Source organism: Jiulongibacter sp. NS-SX5 (assembly GCF_052828545.1).
Genome location: NZ_CM128248.1, coordinates 3,108,843 through 3,123,610, shown reverse-complemented (window position 1 = coordinate 3,123,610; position 14,768 = coordinate 3,108,843). Strand labels below are relative to the sequence as shown.

The 14,768-nt window shown below is 39.2% G+C and carries 15 protein-coding genes; 9 read left to right on the top strand and 6 right to left on the bottom strand.

Going from position 1 to position 14,768, the window contains the following annotated elements:
* Nucleotides 1-183 precede the first annotated feature (183 nt).
* Nucleotides 184-564 (top strand): MerC domain-containing protein, encoded by a 381-nt coding sequence (locus ACUXV0_RS13850; RefSeq protein WP_446190155.1) that lies wholly within the window; start codon nucleotides 184-186, stop codon nucleotides 562-564.
* Here the strand turns inward: ACUXV0_RS13850 and ACUXV0_RS13845 are convergent.
* Nucleotides 561-1,364, bottom strand: coding sequence for an SDR family NAD(P)-dependent oxidoreductase (locus tag ACUXV0_RS13845; protein WP_446190154.1), 804 nt, complete (start codon nucleotides 1,362-1,364; stop codon nucleotides 561-563). The genes ACUXV0_RS13850 and ACUXV0_RS13845 overlap by 4 nt on opposite strands.
* 118 nt (nucleotides 1,365-1,482) lie before the next feature.
* On the opposite strand from ACUXV0_RS13845, the gene ACUXV0_RS13840 reads away from it, so the two are divergent.
* The 3 genes from ACUXV0_RS13840 to ACUXV0_RS13830 are packed head-to-tail and all read left to right on the top strand — an operon-like array spanning nucleotide 1,483 to nucleotide 4,788.
* Nucleotides 1,483-2,511, top strand: coding sequence for an isoaspartyl peptidase/L-asparaginase family protein (locus ACUXV0_RS13840; protein ID WP_446190153.1), 1,029 nt, complete (start codon nucleotides 1,483-1,485; stop codon nucleotides 2,509-2,511).
* 45 nt (nucleotides 2,512-2,556) lie between these two features.
* Nucleotides 2,557-3,201 carry a uridine kinase gene (udk, locus tag ACUXV0_RS13835; RefSeq protein WP_446190152.1) on the top strand — a complete coding sequence of 215 codons (645 nt, stop codon included), beginning with the start codon at nucleotides 2,557-2,559 and terminating at the stop codon, nucleotides 3,199-3,201.
* A 57-nt stretch (nucleotides 3,202-3,258) separates the two neighbouring features.
* Nucleotides 3,259-4,788, top strand: a complete 1,530-nt coding sequence (locus ACUXV0_RS13830) for a M61 family metallopeptidase (protein WP_446190151.1) — start codon at nucleotides 3,259-3,261, stop codon at nucleotides 4,786-4,788.
* An 89-nt stretch (nucleotides 4,789-4,877) separates the two neighbouring features.
* On the opposite strand, the gene pyk is transcribed toward ACUXV0_RS13830, so the two are convergent.
* Nucleotides 4,878-6,329, bottom strand: a complete 1,452-nt coding sequence (gene pyk / locus ACUXV0_RS13825) for a pyruvate kinase (RefSeq protein ID WP_446190150.1) — start codon at nucleotides 6,327-6,329, stop codon at nucleotides 4,878-4,880.
* A 200-nt stretch (nucleotides 6,330-6,529) separates the two neighbouring features.
* Here pyk and ACUXV0_RS13820 point away from each other — a divergent pair, with 200 nt between their 5' ends.
* The gene (locus ACUXV0_RS13820) at nucleotides 6,530-7,690 is read left to right on the top strand and encodes a 2-isopropylmalate synthase (RefSeq protein WP_446190149.1); all 1,161 of its coding nucleotides are present in this window, start codon (nucleotides 6,530-6,532) and stop codon (nucleotides 7,688-7,690) included.
* A gap of 40 nt (nucleotides 7,691-7,730) precedes the next feature.
* Entirely contained in the window at nucleotides 7,731-8,300 is a 570-nt protein-coding gene (locus tag ACUXV0_RS13815; RefSeq protein ID WP_446190148.1) for an O-methyltransferase, read from the top strand.
* A gap of 51 nt (nucleotides 8,301-8,351) precedes the next feature.
* Here the strand turns inward: ACUXV0_RS13815 and ACUXV0_RS13810 are convergent, their stop codons facing one another.
* From ACUXV0_RS13810 to ACUXV0_RS13795, 4 genes are all read right to left on the bottom strand, one after another.
* Nucleotides 8,352-8,573, bottom strand: coding sequence for a DUF2795 domain-containing protein (locus ACUXV0_RS13810; protein WP_055147002.1), 222 nt, complete (start codon nucleotides 8,571-8,573; stop codon nucleotides 8,352-8,354).
* Between the two features lie 275 nt (nucleotides 8,574-8,848).
* Nucleotides 8,849-9,598, bottom strand: a complete 750-nt coding sequence (gene porT, locus ACUXV0_RS13805) for a type IX secretion/gliding motility protein PorT/SprT (protein WP_446190147.1) — start codon at nucleotides 9,596-9,598, stop codon at nucleotides 8,849-8,851.
* Complete coding sequence (gene ubiE, locus ACUXV0_RS13800) at nucleotides 9,571-10,296, bottom strand: bifunctional demethylmenaquinone methyltransferase/2-methoxy-6-polyprenyl-1,4-benzoquinol methylase UbiE (protein WP_446190146.1); 726 nt, start codon at nucleotides 10,294-10,296, stop codon at nucleotides 9,571-9,573. The genes porT and ubiE overlap by 28 nt, the downstream gene beginning before the upstream one ends.
* Nucleotides 10,297-10,300: 4 nt before the next feature.
* Nucleotides 10,301-11,338 (bottom strand): quinone-dependent dihydroorotate dehydrogenase, encoded by a 1,038-nt coding sequence (locus ACUXV0_RS13795; RefSeq protein ID WP_446190145.1) that lies wholly within the window; start codon nucleotides 11,336-11,338, stop codon nucleotides 10,301-10,303.
* 344 nt (nucleotides 11,339-11,682) lie between these two features.
* Here ACUXV0_RS13795 and ACUXV0_RS13790 point away from each other — a divergent pair, with 344 nt between their 5' ends.
* The 3 genes from ACUXV0_RS13790 to ACUXV0_RS13780 are packed head-to-tail and all read left to right on the top strand — an operon-like array spanning nucleotide 11,683 to nucleotide 14,763.
* A complete protein-coding gene (locus ACUXV0_RS13790) occupies nucleotides 11,683-12,279 on the top strand; it encodes a TetR/AcrR family transcriptional regulator (RefSeq protein ID WP_446190144.1) in 597 nt (198 codons plus the stop codon).
* A gap of 2 nt (nucleotides 12,280-12,281) precedes the next feature.
* Nucleotides 12,282-13,613 carry a TolC family protein gene (locus tag ACUXV0_RS13785; protein WP_446190143.1) on the top strand — a complete coding sequence of 444 codons (1,332 nt, stop codon included), beginning with the start codon at nucleotides 12,282-12,284 and terminating at the stop codon, nucleotides 13,611-13,613.
* A gap of 22 nt (nucleotides 13,614-13,635) precedes the next feature.
* The gene (locus tag ACUXV0_RS13780; protein WP_446190142.1) at nucleotides 13,636-14,763 is read left to right on the top strand and encodes an efflux RND transporter periplasmic adaptor subunit; all 1,128 of its coding nucleotides are present in this window, start codon (nucleotides 13,636-13,638) and stop codon (nucleotides 14,761-14,763) included.
* Nucleotides 14,764-14,768 lie beyond the last annotated feature (5 nt).

Genomic DNA, 14,768 nt, shown 5'->3' with positions numbered 1-14,768 from the left:
TGCACCCGAAACATCATGAATAACTGAGCTGAATAAGCTATCAATTCTATTATGAACAGTGTTATCAAATGAATTGCAAAAACACAGGAAGGACAGCTTAAAAGAAAAAGATAAAATCTTGAACTTAAGCATTTGCAATTAAGTTGCATTTATGTACTTTTGCAACCCTGTTGCAGCAGCCAATTGAAGAAGTTAAAAGAAAAATACTCGCATCATCTGTACAAGTTAGGTCTTGGAATGTCATTCCTATGTGCCATCCATTGCCTGAGTATGCCTTTTTTGTTGGTACTCTTACCCACAGTAGGCGAGCACCTTTTCCCTGCCTATATTGAGAACGCCATTATTGTTTCCAGTTTGGCAATCGCAGTGTATTTATTATCTCGAGATTATAAGTTGCATAGAAATAGCCTGCCTTTTGCATTGCTCATTTCATCTTCAGTATTCTACTTTCTAAATATTCTGGCTCACAATCATCTTTACTCAATTATTGGTTCTATACTTATGGCCTCAGCTTACGTATTGAATTGGGTAATGCACCGTAAGGTTTGTAAAACACCTTTTTAATAAGGGAAATCGAGCGGACTCTCGTATTTGAATTGATAAGCCAGTTCATTTCTTACTTTCAAAGAACTAACGGTTTTAAAATTTACAGGTTCTAAAGAAGCAGCATATTCTGGTTCAGTGTAAGAAGTGCGTTTTGAGCAATCAGCTATAACTTCCTTACGCATCGGTTTTTGAGGACAAACGGCATTAAAAACTTCTCCCCAAGCTCCCTTTTCAATAATACGATCAATGATGCCAATCACATCATCTCTATGTATGTAATTCACCGGCTTATCAGGCAGATCAAGATCCTTTTTGCCGGAATAATACTTGCAAGGAACCCGACCATAACCCATCAGGCCACCGCATCTTAAAATCGTACACTGTATACTCAGTAACTCACACTTGCTTTTGATCAACTGTTCTATGTTATAAATATCGCTTTGAGAATCTGCATCCTCTTCAAAAGCTTCTTGATTCAAATCAGCATAAATTGAGGTAGAACTAATGTAAAGCAACTTCTCTGGTGTATTTCCGGTCATTCGCTCAAACAAGCCGTCCAACTCTTCCAGATGCTCGCTTACATTTCTTCTTCTTACTCCTGGTGGAACATTTAATATCAGTAAGTTGCTTTCAAAAAACTCTTTTGAAATAGGTTTAGCCTCTAATAAATCAACCAAAAAAGGTTGAATTCCTTTTTCCTCAAGTATTTGCAGCTTTTCCGCTTTCGTGGTGCTCCCTCTTACTTTGTATTTTTTTGAGATTAAGTATTGAGCCAGGGGCAATCCTAACCAACCACAGCCAAGTATCGATACATTCATTTCCCGTTGTCTACTATTAAAGGTATTTTGCATAAAGCCCACTTACCTAAAGAGTTATTGAAATATCAATTTCCCTTTTGTGGGACAGTGGCTTTGTAAGACACAAATAAACAAATCAATGAAAAAGTTTCTCCTTCTTCTCTTTATCTCTGTGAATTGCTTTGCACAGCAAAAATACGGTTTAGCCATTCATGGCGGAGCCGGCACTATCCTAAAAAAGAACATGTCTGATGAAATGGAGGCTGCCTATAGAGAAAAGCTTGACGAAGCACTTAAAGCTGGCTATGAAGTTCTAGATAACGGCGGTGCCTCAGCAGATGCAGTTATAGCAGCTATTCAGGTGATGGAGCAATCACCCCTTTTCAATGCAGGCAAAGGGGCCGTTTTTACACATGAAGGAAAAAATGAAATGGATGCGTCTATAATGACTGGTCATGATTTAAAGGCTGGTGCAGTAGCAGGTGTAACCACCATTAAAAGCCCAATTTCTGCAGCCAAAGCAGTTATGGAAAATTCACCGCATGTATTATTGACCGGAAGCGGAGCTGAAACTTTTGCAAAAGAACAAAATCTGGAACTCGTGGATCCTGGTTATTTCTATACCGAAAGGAGATGGAATTCTCTTCAAAGAGCAATCAAACGACAACAAACGGAGCTAGACCATGACGATAAAAATGTTGAAAAAGCTCCGAAGTCATCATTAATCTATAGCGTTCCTGAAGACTTCAAGTTTGGTACAGTAGGCTGTGTGGCTCTTGATAAAAATGGAAATCTGGCAGCCGGAACCTCCACTGGCGGAATGACCAACAAACGCTGGAACAGAGTTGGTGACTCTCCCATAATTGGTGCCGGTACATATGCCAATAATGCTACCTGTGCTGTATCTGCCACAGGACATGGTGAATTCTTCATCCGCTCGGTAGTGGCTTATGATATTTCTGCGTTGATGGAATACAAAGGAATGACCCTAGAACAAGCTGGCTATGAGGTAGTGAACAAAAAATTAGTAGAAAGAGGCGGCACAGGTGGTATCATCTCCATTGACACTAAAGGAAACGTAAGTATGCCATTTAACACCAAAGGGATGTACAGAGCCTACAAATTATCTGACAAGAGTTCTAAAATTGCAATTTACGAGGGCGAATAAGCCCTAAAGTATTACTTTTGCGGAAATTTTGACTGCAAATCTCTAATGGCTGACTTTAAGGATCACATTCATCATTCTAAACCTTTTGTAATTGGTATTACGGGTGGAAGTGCCTCCGGTAAAACTCTTTTTCTCAAAAGCTTACTAAAGCACTTTACAAAAGAGCAGGTTTGCCTTATCTCTCAGGATAATTATTACAAAAGTATCAGCCAGATCCCCAGAGATGAAAATGATATTCCAAACTACGATCTACCGGAGTGTATAGACTTTGAGTTATACGCAAGCCATATTGCTGATTTGGTGGCCGGCAAAAAAGTAGAGCATGAAGAGTATACCTTTAATAACCCCAATGCTGTTCCTAAAATGCTGGTACATGAACCGGCTCCTGTAATAGTGGTTGAAGGTCTTTTTGTCTTTTATGAGGAGTCTATTGCTGAGCAGTTGAACCTCAAAATTTTTGTTGATGCCAAAGAGAAAATAAAGATCAAAAGAAGACTGAAAAGAGACACTTCTGAACGAGGAATCTCAGTAGATGAAGTGATGTATCAATGGAAAAACCACGTAAAACCAACCTATAAAAGCTTCATAAAACCGACTAAAAAGTCAGCAGATATCGTGGTCAATAATAATGATCACTTCCAAAATGGGCTTTGGATGGTGACTACCTTTATTAAGTCATTGGTACGGTAAGATATTTTTTCTCTCTTTCCACTTAGCTTTTTCTATTTCGAGCTAACTTGAGCTATTATGAAATTACAAAAAGCTATTCCCACCATTTTGAAGAATGGTGTTCTACAATTTGCCGTTTTCTTTCTTGGCCTCAATCAGGCCGTAGGTCAAAACACTTTTAATTACTCTATTGACTTTACCAAGGCCGAAGAAAACACCTACACCGTTTCCTTGTCATTTAACGAAATTGAAGGGAAAAATCTACAGTTGATAATGCCGCAATGGTCTCCGGGCTATTATCAAATCATGAATTATGCCTTAGACATTACTGATATAAAACTTAAGGGTAAGGGCAGTTTGACGAAAACCTCAAACAACAGCTGGCAGATAAAAAATTTCAATAAAAAGACCATCCTTACATATGACATTAAGACCTTAAAGAAGTTTGTAGCCAATAGTTATGTTGATGAAAATCATGCTTACATCATCCCTACCAATACTTTCTTTTACTCAAAAGGTAACCTAAAAAATAAAGTTACACTCCGTTTCAACGATAAATACAGAGATATCGCCACCGGGCTCAAAGAGGTCAAAGGAGTTTATTCTGCCGAGAATTTTGACATTCTGTATGATAGCCCTATCCTACTCGGCAGTCTGGATGAGTACCCTTCCTTTACAGTTAATGGCAAGAAGCATCGTTTTCTGGCATATAATGCAGGAGAGGTTCCAGAAAAAGAACTCATGAAGTCATTAAAAAGTATAGTAACTGAAGCTTCAAAAATCTTTGATGATATCCCTTACGACGAATATACATTTATTGGTATCGGTCCGGGAAGAGGCGGTATAGAACATCTCAATTCTACCACCGTATCTTTTGACAATAGCTCTTTTGAGAAAAAATACAGCCAAAAAGCATTGTATAATTTTCTCTCTCACGAGTATTTTCACCACTATAATGTAAAACGAATAAGACCATTTGAGCTAGGCCCGTTTGACTATCAAAATGGCAGCAGAACTACACAGCTTTGGATCAGTGAAGGCCTTACTGTTTATTATGAATATATCGTCAATCAAAGAGCCGGTTTACTTGACAGAAAAGAAGTACTTGATCAAATGGCCAAAACGATTAATCAATATGAGTCTAATCCCGGAAAGGAACATCAGACGCTTATAGAATCTAGCTTTAGAACCTGGCAAGATGGGCCATTTGGTACTTATGGACCTGAACCCGATAAATCCATAAGTTATTATGTCAAAGGCCCCATAGTAGGTTTCATTCTAGACCTCGCTATTCGCCACGCCACTGAAAGTGAACATTCTCTGGATGACGTCATGCGAATATTGTATCAGCGATATTATAAAGATCTGGGTAGAGGCTTCACCGATGCCGAGTTTCAATCGGTATGCGAAGAGGTAGCCAAAACAGACCTCACAGAAGTATTTAGCTTTGTCTACTCCACATCCCCATTAAACTATACCAAATACTTTGGATATGCAGGCTTAGACTTAAAGAAAGAGGGCGAAAATTCAAACGCTAACTACGTACTAAGTGAAAATCAAAAGGCTACCGAGGCACAAAAAGAGCTTCTACACAAGTGGCTTGATTAAATTACCCGCACTCATTCTTATAAAACTTGACAATAAAAAAGGGACTTGGCTAAAGCCAGTCCCTTTTTCATAAAATATGAATTGAAATCTTATTCTACCACACTTAATCTAACAGTATTTGTTCTGTTATCTGCCTGAAGCGGAACACTCAGGGTATTGATGAATTTATCACCAGACTTGAGTTTGCCTTCAGCAATTAAGAAGTCACGAGCAGCATCCACAAGGTTACCTTCATGATTTTCCGGCATTCTTTCTGAAGAAATAACTTCAATACCCGAATAAAGGCTCAATTGAGTTAAAAGCTTCTGGTTTGAGGTAAAGATGTACACATTTGCTTTAGGTCTGTGATGAGAAAGTCTCACCGCCGTATAACCAGATGATGTGTAACCAATAATTGCGTTTACATCAAGGTCACGAGCCAATCTACAACCCATAACGATTACGTTATCGTTGTCTTTATCTTCAGAAACGTACTCAGGACGCGTCACATCTGTATGGTACTTGAAGTAAATCTCATCAGCATTTTGCTCTACTTGGCGAACAGTCTTGGCCATAGTTTCAACAGCAAGTAAAGGATACTTACCCGCTGCAGATTCGCCTGATAACATTACCGCATCAGCACCATCAAATACCGCATTAGCCACATCGCCAATCTCGGCTCTGGTTGCTCTTGGGTTATCTACCATGCTCTCTAGCATTTGAGTAGCCACAATGACCGGCTTGGCAGCTAAATTACATTTTCTAACTAATTCTTTTTGAATCAAAGGCACTTCTTCACCAGGCATCTCAACACCCAAATCACCTCTGGCCACCATGATACCATCTACGGCTTCAATGATACTATCCATATTGGTGATAGCTTCAGGCTTCTCAATTTTGGCAATAACTTTCGCCTGAGAACCTTTGCTCTTGATATATTCCTTGATTTTGATAATCTCTTCTGCCGTTCTTACAAAAGAAAGTGCTATCCAATCAACGTCTTGCTCTAATCCAAACTCTAAGTCTTTCCAATCTTTCTCGGTAACAGAAGGTTGAGAAATATTAGTATTCGGAAGGTTTACACCTTTTTTCTGCTTTAACAGCCCTCCGTAAACTACCTCTGTAATCACTTCTTGTTTTTCGGTGTCTACGCCAGTTACCTTCACCTCAAGCTTACCATCATCCATCAGAATACGCTCTCCTACTTTCACGTCTTTGTACATTCCTTTGTAAGGCGTACTTACACGGTCAGCATTTCCTACAACGTCTTCATTACAAAAAACGAACTTATGGCCTGGTACTAATTCTACTCCAGCATTACCGCCTTCCATTTGACCAACTCTGATCTTCGGACCTTGCAAATCCTGAAGGATGGCACATTTCAGATTGTTCTCCGTGTTATTCTCTCTGATTCTTTGAAGTCTGGTCAGATGCTCCGCATGATCTCCGTGAGAAAAGTTAAGTCTGAATACATTAACTCCTGCCTGAGCTAATTTTAAAAGCATCTCTTTACTCTCAGAAGCAGGACCTACAGTGGCTACAATCTTGGTTTTTTTATACATAAACTGTTAAGTTATTGCTATTGGCTGTTTAATACGGGCGTAAAAATAGGAATAATACATCATTCGCTAGAATAAAATTTCAATATCACGTTCTCACATTGGCATATTATTCCTTTTTCTATGAATACTTATCCTCACATTTCCTTCCTAGAATGCTTTCTGATACATTTGTTACCTTTAAATCATCAAACAGTTAAAAAATGAGCAATCGAATTTACGTTTTTGACACTACACTTAGAGATGGAGAACAAGTACCTGGCTGTCAGCTGAACATTGACGAGAAGGTAATGATTGCTCAGAAACTGGATGAACTCGGAGTAGATGTTATTGAAGCTGGTTTCCCGGTTTCTTCACCTGGTGATTTCAGATCTGTGGAAGCTGTATCACAGGTGGTGAAAAATGCAACTGTTTGTGGTTTGACAAGAGCGGTTGAAAAAGACATAGAGATTGCAGCCGCAGCATTAAAGTCTGCTGTGAAGCCTAGAATTCACACGGGAATTGGCTCTTCAGACATTCACATCAAACATAAATTCAACAGCAACAGAGACGACATCTTGGCTCGTGGAGTTAAAGCTGTGAAGTACGCCAAACGTTTTGTAGAAGACGTGGAGTTTTATGCTGAAGATGCCGGTAGAGCAGATATTGAATTCTTAGCCAGACTAACCGAGGCTGTAATTGATGCAGGGGCTACTGTAGTAAACCTTCCAGATACTACTGGTTACTTATTGCCAACGGTAATGCATGACAGAGTAAGCTATCTGATGAATAATGTACCTAACGTAGACAAGGCTATCCTTTCTATGCATAATCATAATGATTTAGGTATGGCTACCGCAAATACAATAGCAGGTGTACAGGCTGGTGCCAGACAAGTGGAGGTTACTATCAATGGTATTGGAGAAAGAGCCGGAAATACTTCATTGGAAGAAGTGGCCATGACACTGAAAGTTCATAAAGAACTGGACTCTTACACAAATATCAAGTCTGAATTACTTTACCCATTGAGTCAATTGGTTTCTAAAACCATGCGTATGCCGGTTCAGCCAAATAAGGCTATTATCGGAAGAAACGCCTTTGCTCACTCTTCTGGAATACATCAGGATGGTTTCTTAAAGCATGCTGAAAATTATGAAATCATGACACCACAAGAGGTTGGAGTTGATAAATCTGATATTGTTCTTACGGCTCGTAGTGGCAGACACGCCCTGAAGCACAGACTACAATTACTAGGGTATGAGCTTAATAAGGAGGAGATTGATCTAACATATATCAGATTCCTGGATTTAGCTGATAAAATCAAAGAGGTGAATGACGGTCACCTGGTTACCCTTATGCAGGAAATGAAGGTAGAAACCGCCTGATTTTAAATCATTCTTTAAGTATTTTTTAAATCGTATTTCAATGGCAAAATTGAATGAACCGGAGATCTATGCCCAGTTAGAATCAGAAATTGAAGCCTTGGGTTTCACTATGCCATCTGATAAAGAACTAGGGAGTCTACTCGGCACTTTAATTCACGCTAAACCATCTGGAGAGTACCTTGAGCTGGGTACTGGCGGTAGTCTTTCATTATCATTTATGGTAGAAGCCATGGATGAGAATTCAAGTTTAATTAGCCTTGATAATGATCCTGATCTAATTGCTTTGGCTCAAAGATATTTTGGCCATGATCATAGAGTTTCTCTATTGGAAGTGGATGGAGAAGAATGGATTCGAAAAAACGGCGGTCAGCAGTTTGACTTGATTTTTGCTGATACCTGGCCGGGCAAATATAGCCTCCTTGATGAAACTATAGCCATGGTAAAGAAAGGTGGTTTTTATGTAGTAGATGATATGAATCCTCAACCAAACTGGCCTGAAGGACACGAGGAAAAAGCAAAAGCTTTAAAAGAAAGCATTCTACAGCATCCCGAATTGGCCGTGTCTTTTTTAGACTGCTCAACAGGAATCTTACTTGGCGTAAAAAAATAAAGCCACGCTGACGCATCAGTGTGGCTTCCCTTTTATAAGAAATGTATTCTCTTAATACTCGTCCTCATTAAAGAAGAAATCTTCTTTAGTCGGATAGTCCGGCCATATCTCCTCAATATTCTCATATGGCTGACCGTCATCTTCAAGCTCTGAAAGGTTTTCCATTACCTCATTAGGTGCTCCAGAACGAATTGAAAAGTCAATCAATTCATCTTTTGAAGCTGGCCATGGTGCATCTTCTAAATAAGAAACTAATTCTAAAGTCCAGTACATAATTTCACTTGTTTATTAAGTAACTCCTGAATTTGGCTGCAAAAGTATCAAAATCTTTTATTGCACAACGCTTTTCAAGATAAAAAGTGCCACTGCTCAGATATTTTTTACTAATAATCTGTAATTCAAACAGTTACTTTAATTCAATATTTTATTTTTCCTTGATTCGGCTCGCTTTTTAGCCTGAGACCCTTTACTTCTCAATAACTAGGAATCGCCAGCTTTTGTTATCTAATTAAATAAATAACTTAAATAAAAAAAATGGTTCCCCTACTCTATTCAAAAAACAGATAGAAAGTTACCGTATGGGTATTTAGGCGATCAAGCACAGTCAATGGCGTAACCTCTGTAGTAGGCACATCTGCCTTGTCAATCATATTTCTGATACCATGAGAGAAATGAACCTCAGGAGCAAGCTTGAAGAATTGTCTGAACAACTCCATACCTGCACCATACTCTACGCTCAAGTCTGCCCTTCTTAAACCAGGTAGCTTATCTATATTTGTCTTTTTGGCCAGGTTTATTGCATTCGTCTCAAAACCCTGACGCATACCCACAAACATGTTCATTCGCATATTCCCTCTACGCAATGACTTATATTTCAATAATAGTGGTACCTCAAACCACGCCTGCTCTCTTGAAGGAACTTGGTCCGGATCCTGATTTACTTCTATCTTTCTGGAATAAATGGCAACGGTAGGCAGGAACTTTACATCAAACCTAGGGTTCACATAAAAATTCATCAGTCCTCCCATTTTTATTCCATAATCAATTGGGGAAGTTATCGACTGTATTTGCGTATTCTCTTCGGCAGTGTAGCTTGAATTAAACTTTAATCTAAAGTTACTCATGGCAACACCCATGAAGTAGCCAAAATGAAGCTGTTTGGCATCATACTCAGATTGGTAGATGATTTTACTTCTGGCCTGGCCAAAAACAGCATTGACACTTAACAAGAAAAGAACAAAAGATAAAGAAGTGATAAAACTCCTATTGCCTATTTTGTTCCAACATACACCGAGCATATACCAAAAGTTAAGGTTTTGCAGTAAGTATCCTTAAAACCTGCTGATCTAAAGATAGAAAGAAAATTCTCTCCATCAGGAAAAGCCTTCACAGACTCTGGCAAATAGGTGTAGGCAGAACTATCTCTTGAAACCAGTTTACCTATCAGTGGCAGCACCTTGGTAGAATAGAACCCATAAAGCTGCTTCATCGGAAAGCTTTTAGGATTAGAAAACTCTACTACTACGCAGGTTCCTCCAGGCTTAGTGACCCTACACATATCTGTCAGACCTTTCTGAAGATTTTCAAAATTCCTGACGCCAAATGAAACGATAACCGCGTCAAAAGTATTGTCATCAAACAAGAGTTTCTCTGAGTCGCCCATTCGCATCTCTATCTTGTCATCTAAACCCAGACGCTTCATTTTTTCTCTGCCATGAGACAGCATGCCTTCTGAGATGTCCACTCCTATGATCTTATCCGGATTCAGCTGCTTATTAGCCTCTATAGCCAGATCTCCGGTACCTGTGGCAATGTCTAAAATATACTTAGGCTGCTTTGGTTTAAGCATTGAAATTGCCTTTTTACGCCAGTACAGGTCTACACCTCCACTGAGCATTCTATTTAGCAAATCGTACTTGGCCGAAATATTATCAAACATTTCAGAAACCTGTTCTTTCTTACCTGCCTCTTTCTCCTTGTAGGGTACTACTGCCATGGGTTTATTGATTTAAGATGCCTTTGCAAATATTCTTTACTATTGAAGGGCCTTCATATACAAAGCCGCTGTAAACTTGAACTAAAGCAGCTCCCGCATTTAATTTTTCAATGGCGTCTTCAGCTGTATAAATACCTCCAACACCAATGATCGGGAATGCTCCTCCAGATTTTTCATGTAGGTAACGTATAACCTCTGTTGATCGTTTCGTCAATGGCTTACCACTTAAGCCTCCGGCTCCAATATTTTCCACTTCTTCCTTTGAAGACTGTAAAGGTGTTCTGGCGATTGTGGTATTAGTGGCAATTAAACCATCGATTCCTGTAGTCTGTACAATCTCAATAATATCGTCAAGCTGAGCATCTGTTAAATCAGGAGCTATTTTAAGTAGAATTGGTTTTTGAGAAGCCTTTTCAGCATTTAATTCCTTCAGTTTATGAAGTATTCTACTCAGCGGTTCTTTATCCTGGAGTTCACGTAAACCAGGAGTGTTTGGTGAACTAACATTCACCACAAAGTAATCTACATAAGGATGCAAATCATTGAATGCGAGAATATAATCATCAATAGCATTTTCATTTGGGGTAACCTTGTTTTTCCCAATATTACCCCCGATCAAAGTCTTTGATTTTCTAAGACGAAGTAATTCAGCAGCTTTTACAGAACCTTCATTATTAAAACCCATGCGGTTGATAATAGCCTCATCTTTTACCAAACGAAACAATCGAGGCTTATTATTCCCGGGCTGTGCTTTCGGAGTCACTGTCCCTATCTCAATAAAGCCAAACCCTAGATTAGACAGTTCATCTATCCAGAGGGCATTTTTATCAAAACCCGCAGCTAAACCAACCGGATTTTTGAATTTCAAACCAAAAACCTCACGTTCCAATGCCTTATTATTGACCTCATACATTGACCTTAAAACTGACGGTATAAATGGTATTTTGTGAACCACTTTCAATACATCAGTTACCAGATAGTGTACTTTTTCAGGATCTATTCTTTTTAGTAAAGGGAAAACCAGGTTCTTATATAAACTCATAGTGGTGTATACTGCTCATTACGAATGGGAATGCAAAACTAGGTCAAGCCTTACGATATTCAAATTTTGAACACTTCAAAAAAGCCTCGCCAAATACCAACTCATTAAAGTACAATATTATATATAATGGTTTCTATTTCATGCGTTAATGAAAGTAGGAACTGTAAAAAACATGTAACAAACGTAATAGTCTATATATATGATATTTATGCTTTTACGCATCAATTCAAAAATTGACTTTCCTCCTTGACCACTCATCCTCCACATTGACCACTTAAAAGAATTATTCTAAAAATAATACTAGAAACTATGAACCTTTTGAAAGTTTCCTGAGTTTTGCAGCCGTGGAAACGAAAGAAAGAATAGTAGAAAAGTCGATCGAGCTTTTCTTCTCGAGAGGAATCAGAAGCGTCACTATGGATGACATCGCTTCTGAATTGGGTATTTCCAAAAAAACAATCTACCAGCATTTCTCAGACAAGACAACCTTGGTTTATGAGGTATCAAAGAGCTTCTTATCTGAAGAAAAATGCCGTGAGCAGGAAATAGCAAGAAAATCAAGCGATCCGATTGATGAAGTTATACTTCATTCAAGAGTGATGAGAGAAATCTTCCTGAAGATAAACCCGGGGGTTTTATACGACCTCCAGAAGTATTATCCGAAGGCATGGAAATTATACAAAGAGCACAAAACATACTTTAGAAAATCACTGGAAGATAATATCAGAAAGGGTATGGAGAAGGGTTACTACAGAAGTGAAATTGACCCGTCTATATTAAGTTTTCTAAGAATAAATGCTGTGGAATGGGCCTTTAGCCCCGAAGCCATGCCAAATGGAAACGGGAACATCCTGAAAGTGCAAATGGAATTTATGGATCATTTTATAAGAGGAATAGTAACAGAAAAAGGGCTTAAAGCCTACGAAGCAACTAAAAATTAGATATGAAAAAACTTTTTGCAGGGTCACTAATGATCCTCATATCAATGGCGACTTACTCGCAGCAATCTTTCACTCTGGAAGAGGCCGTAGAATATGGCTTAAAGAATCATGCTGATGTCCAGAATGCCATTGTGGGCAGGCAAGACACCGAGCTTGACATCAAAGAAATTAAAGCTACAGGTTTACCAAAAATCAATGGTCAGTTTCAATACACGTACAATGCTATTGTCCCTACTCAGTTGATTGATGCTCAAAACTTTGACCCGACAGCACCTGAGGGAGCCGTAACGGAGTTCAAATTTGGAGTACCATGGGGAGGACAAGCTGGTATTTCATTGAATCAACTGATCTATGATGCCACTTGGCTAGTAGGTTTAAGAGCACAGGATACCTATCGTAAGCTGGCAGATCAGGAAATAGTACAGTCTAAAACTACTGTAGCAGAGAACATCACCAAGGCTTATTATTCTGTCCTTGTAGCACAGGAAAGAGCCAAGATTATTGAATTAAACATCGCAAGATTAGATACCATGGAATCTAACACCACTAAGATGTTTGAACAAGGGTTTGTAGAGAAGCTTGACTTAGACAGACTTTCTGTACAGAAGAATAATCTGAAAACAGAATTAACCAAGGTCCGTAACCTTACAGAGCTCTCCAAGCAGCTATTGAAGTTCCAGATGGGGTATAACGTATCTCAGCAGATTTTCCTTTCAGATAACCTGATTGAGCAGGAAGAAAAAGCTTTGGCTTCCATTGTAAATGAAGAGGTGGACCCTGAAAGCAGGATAGAGTTCCAAATGTTGAAAACCAACAGAGAGCTTCTTGAAATGAATGAGGAGCGTTACAGAAAAAGTGCACTACCGAATCTTTTCTTCAGTGGAAATATCGGGGCTGGTCATAGTAACACTCGTTTCAATCCATTTGAGAGATGGTTTGGTTCATCATCGCTTTCGCTAGGTGTTAATATTCCTCTTTATGATAGCGGGCTTCGCAAAATTCAACAAGAGAGACAGCGTCTTGGAATGATTCAAATCGATAATTCTGCAGAGATGCTTAGAAACTCATTCAGACTCCAGAACGATCAAGCCACGATCAACATGAAAAATGGTCTGGAAACCCTGGATGTTCAAAAAAGAAACCTTGAACTCGCCAATGAAGTGGTTAGAGTTTCAAAAATCAAATACCAGGAAGGTGTAGGTACTAACCTGGAAGTGGTAAATGCTGAGAATGACCTCAGACAAGCTCAAACTAATTATTTCGCAGCCCTTTATGATGTACTGGTAGCAAAAGTAGATCTGGACAAGGCTCACGGTAAACTAATCAATGAATAAAATTTTTACAGAACTATCATACATGAAAAAGTACGCGTTTTTACTCATCGCACTTGCTTTTGCCACTGTTTCTTGTGGTGAAAAAGACAGCAACACACTTGAAGGGAAAAAAGCCAGACTTCAGGAGCTAAAAGCTGAAATATCACAGCTGGAGTCTGAGGCTAAGGACCTGGAAGGTTTCATTAGTGAAGCCGAGCCTGATACCACAGAAAGAATTACATATGTGAAAGCTATGCCAATCGTAGCTACTGATTTTGCCCACTTTGTAGAAGCAAACGGTAGACTGGAAGCTGTGAATAATGTATTTGTAAGTCCGCAAATGGGAGGAGCACTTACTAAGGTTTTTGTTACTGAAGGTGACTACGTCAAAAAAGGTCAGAAGATCGCCACTATTGACAATAGCATCTTAAGAAATAGCATGAATGAAATCAAAATTCAGCTGGAAACTGCACAAACCATTTTTGACAGACAAAAAGCTCTTTGGGATCAAAAAATTGGTACAGAGATCCAGTACATTCAGGCAAAAGCTCAAGTAGAGTCTTTACTGAAAAGACTCGCTACTCTTGAAGCACAAGATGCTCAGAACATTGTAACAGCCCCAATTAGTGGATATGTTGATGAGGTAAGAATGAAAGCTGGCGAAATGTCTTCCCCAGGTCTGGGTATAGCAAGAATAGTCAATCTTTCAAACCTGAAAGTGGTAGCCAAAATCCCGGATACTTATGCCGGTACCATTCAGAAAGGCGACCTGATCGAAATCAGCTTCCCTGATCTTCAAAAGACAGTGAATGCCAGACTATCTTTTGTTAGCCAAACGGTAGATCCGGTTACAAGAACCTTTACAGCAGAAGCCAAAATCCCTTACGATAAGCAATTGAAGCCAAACCTGAATGCTCAAATCAAGATTAAAGATCAGGCAAGAAGTGCAGCTGTGGTAGTAGACAGAAACCTGGTTCAGAATACAGAAAGAGGAACCATTGTATATGTAGCAGAAACCAGAGATGGTGAGCAAGTAGCCGCCAGCAGAGAAGTAACCACTGGCTTAAGCTATGGTGGAGATATCGAAATCACTTCGGGAATTGCGGCCGGTGATGTTATCATCACTGAAGGCTACCAAGACTTGGTAGACGGAGAAAAAATCAGCTATTAAGAGCA

Coding starts and splice junctions, on each gene's coding strand:
- ACUXV0_RS13845 (WP_446190154.1), bottom strand. CDS start 1,364: ATGAATGTATCGATACTTGGCTGTGGTTGGTTAGGATTGCCCCTGGCT.
- ACUXV0_RS13840 (WP_446190153.1), top strand. CDS start 1,483: ATGAAAAAGTTTCTCCTTCTTCTCTTTATCTCTGTGAATTGCTTTGCA.
- udk (WP_446190152.1), top strand. CDS start 2,557: ATGGCTGACTTTAAGGATCACATTCATCATTCTAAACCTTTTGTAATT.
- ACUXV0_RS13830 (WP_446190151.1), top strand. CDS start 3,259: ATGAAATTACAAAAAGCTATTCCCACCATTTTGAAGAATGGTGTTCTA.
- pyk (WP_446190150.1), bottom strand. CDS start 6,329: ATGTATAAAAAAACCAAGATTGTAGCCACTGTAGGTCCTGCTTCTGAG.
- ACUXV0_RS13820 (WP_446190149.1), top strand. CDS start 6,530: ATGAGCAATCGAATTTACGTTTTTGACACTACACTTAGAGATGGAGAA.
- ACUXV0_RS13815 (WP_446190148.1), top strand. CDS start 7,731: ATGGCAAAATTGAATGAACCGGAGATCTATGCCCAGTTAGAATCAGAA.
- ACUXV0_RS13810 (WP_055147002.1), bottom strand. CDS start 8,573: ATGTACTGGACTTTAGAATTAGTTTCTTATTTAGAAGATGCACCATGG.
- porT (WP_446190147.1), bottom strand. CDS start 9,598: ATGCTCGGTGTATGTTGGAACAAAATAGGCAATAGGAGTTTTATCACT.
- ubiE (WP_446190146.1), bottom strand. CDS start 10,296: ATGGCAGTAGTACCCTACAAGGAGAAAGAGGCAGGTAAGAAAGAACAG.
- ACUXV0_RS13795 (WP_446190145.1), bottom strand. CDS start 11,338: ATGAGTTTATATAAGAACCTGGTTTTCCCTTTACTAAAAAGAATAGAT.
- ACUXV0_RS13785 (WP_446190143.1), top strand. CDS start 12,282: ATGAAAAAACTTTTTGCAGGGTCACTAATGATCCTCATATCAATGGCG.
- ACUXV0_RS13780 (WP_446190142.1), top strand. CDS start 13,636: ATGAAAAAGTACGCGTTTTTACTCATCGCACTTGCTTTTGCCACTGTT.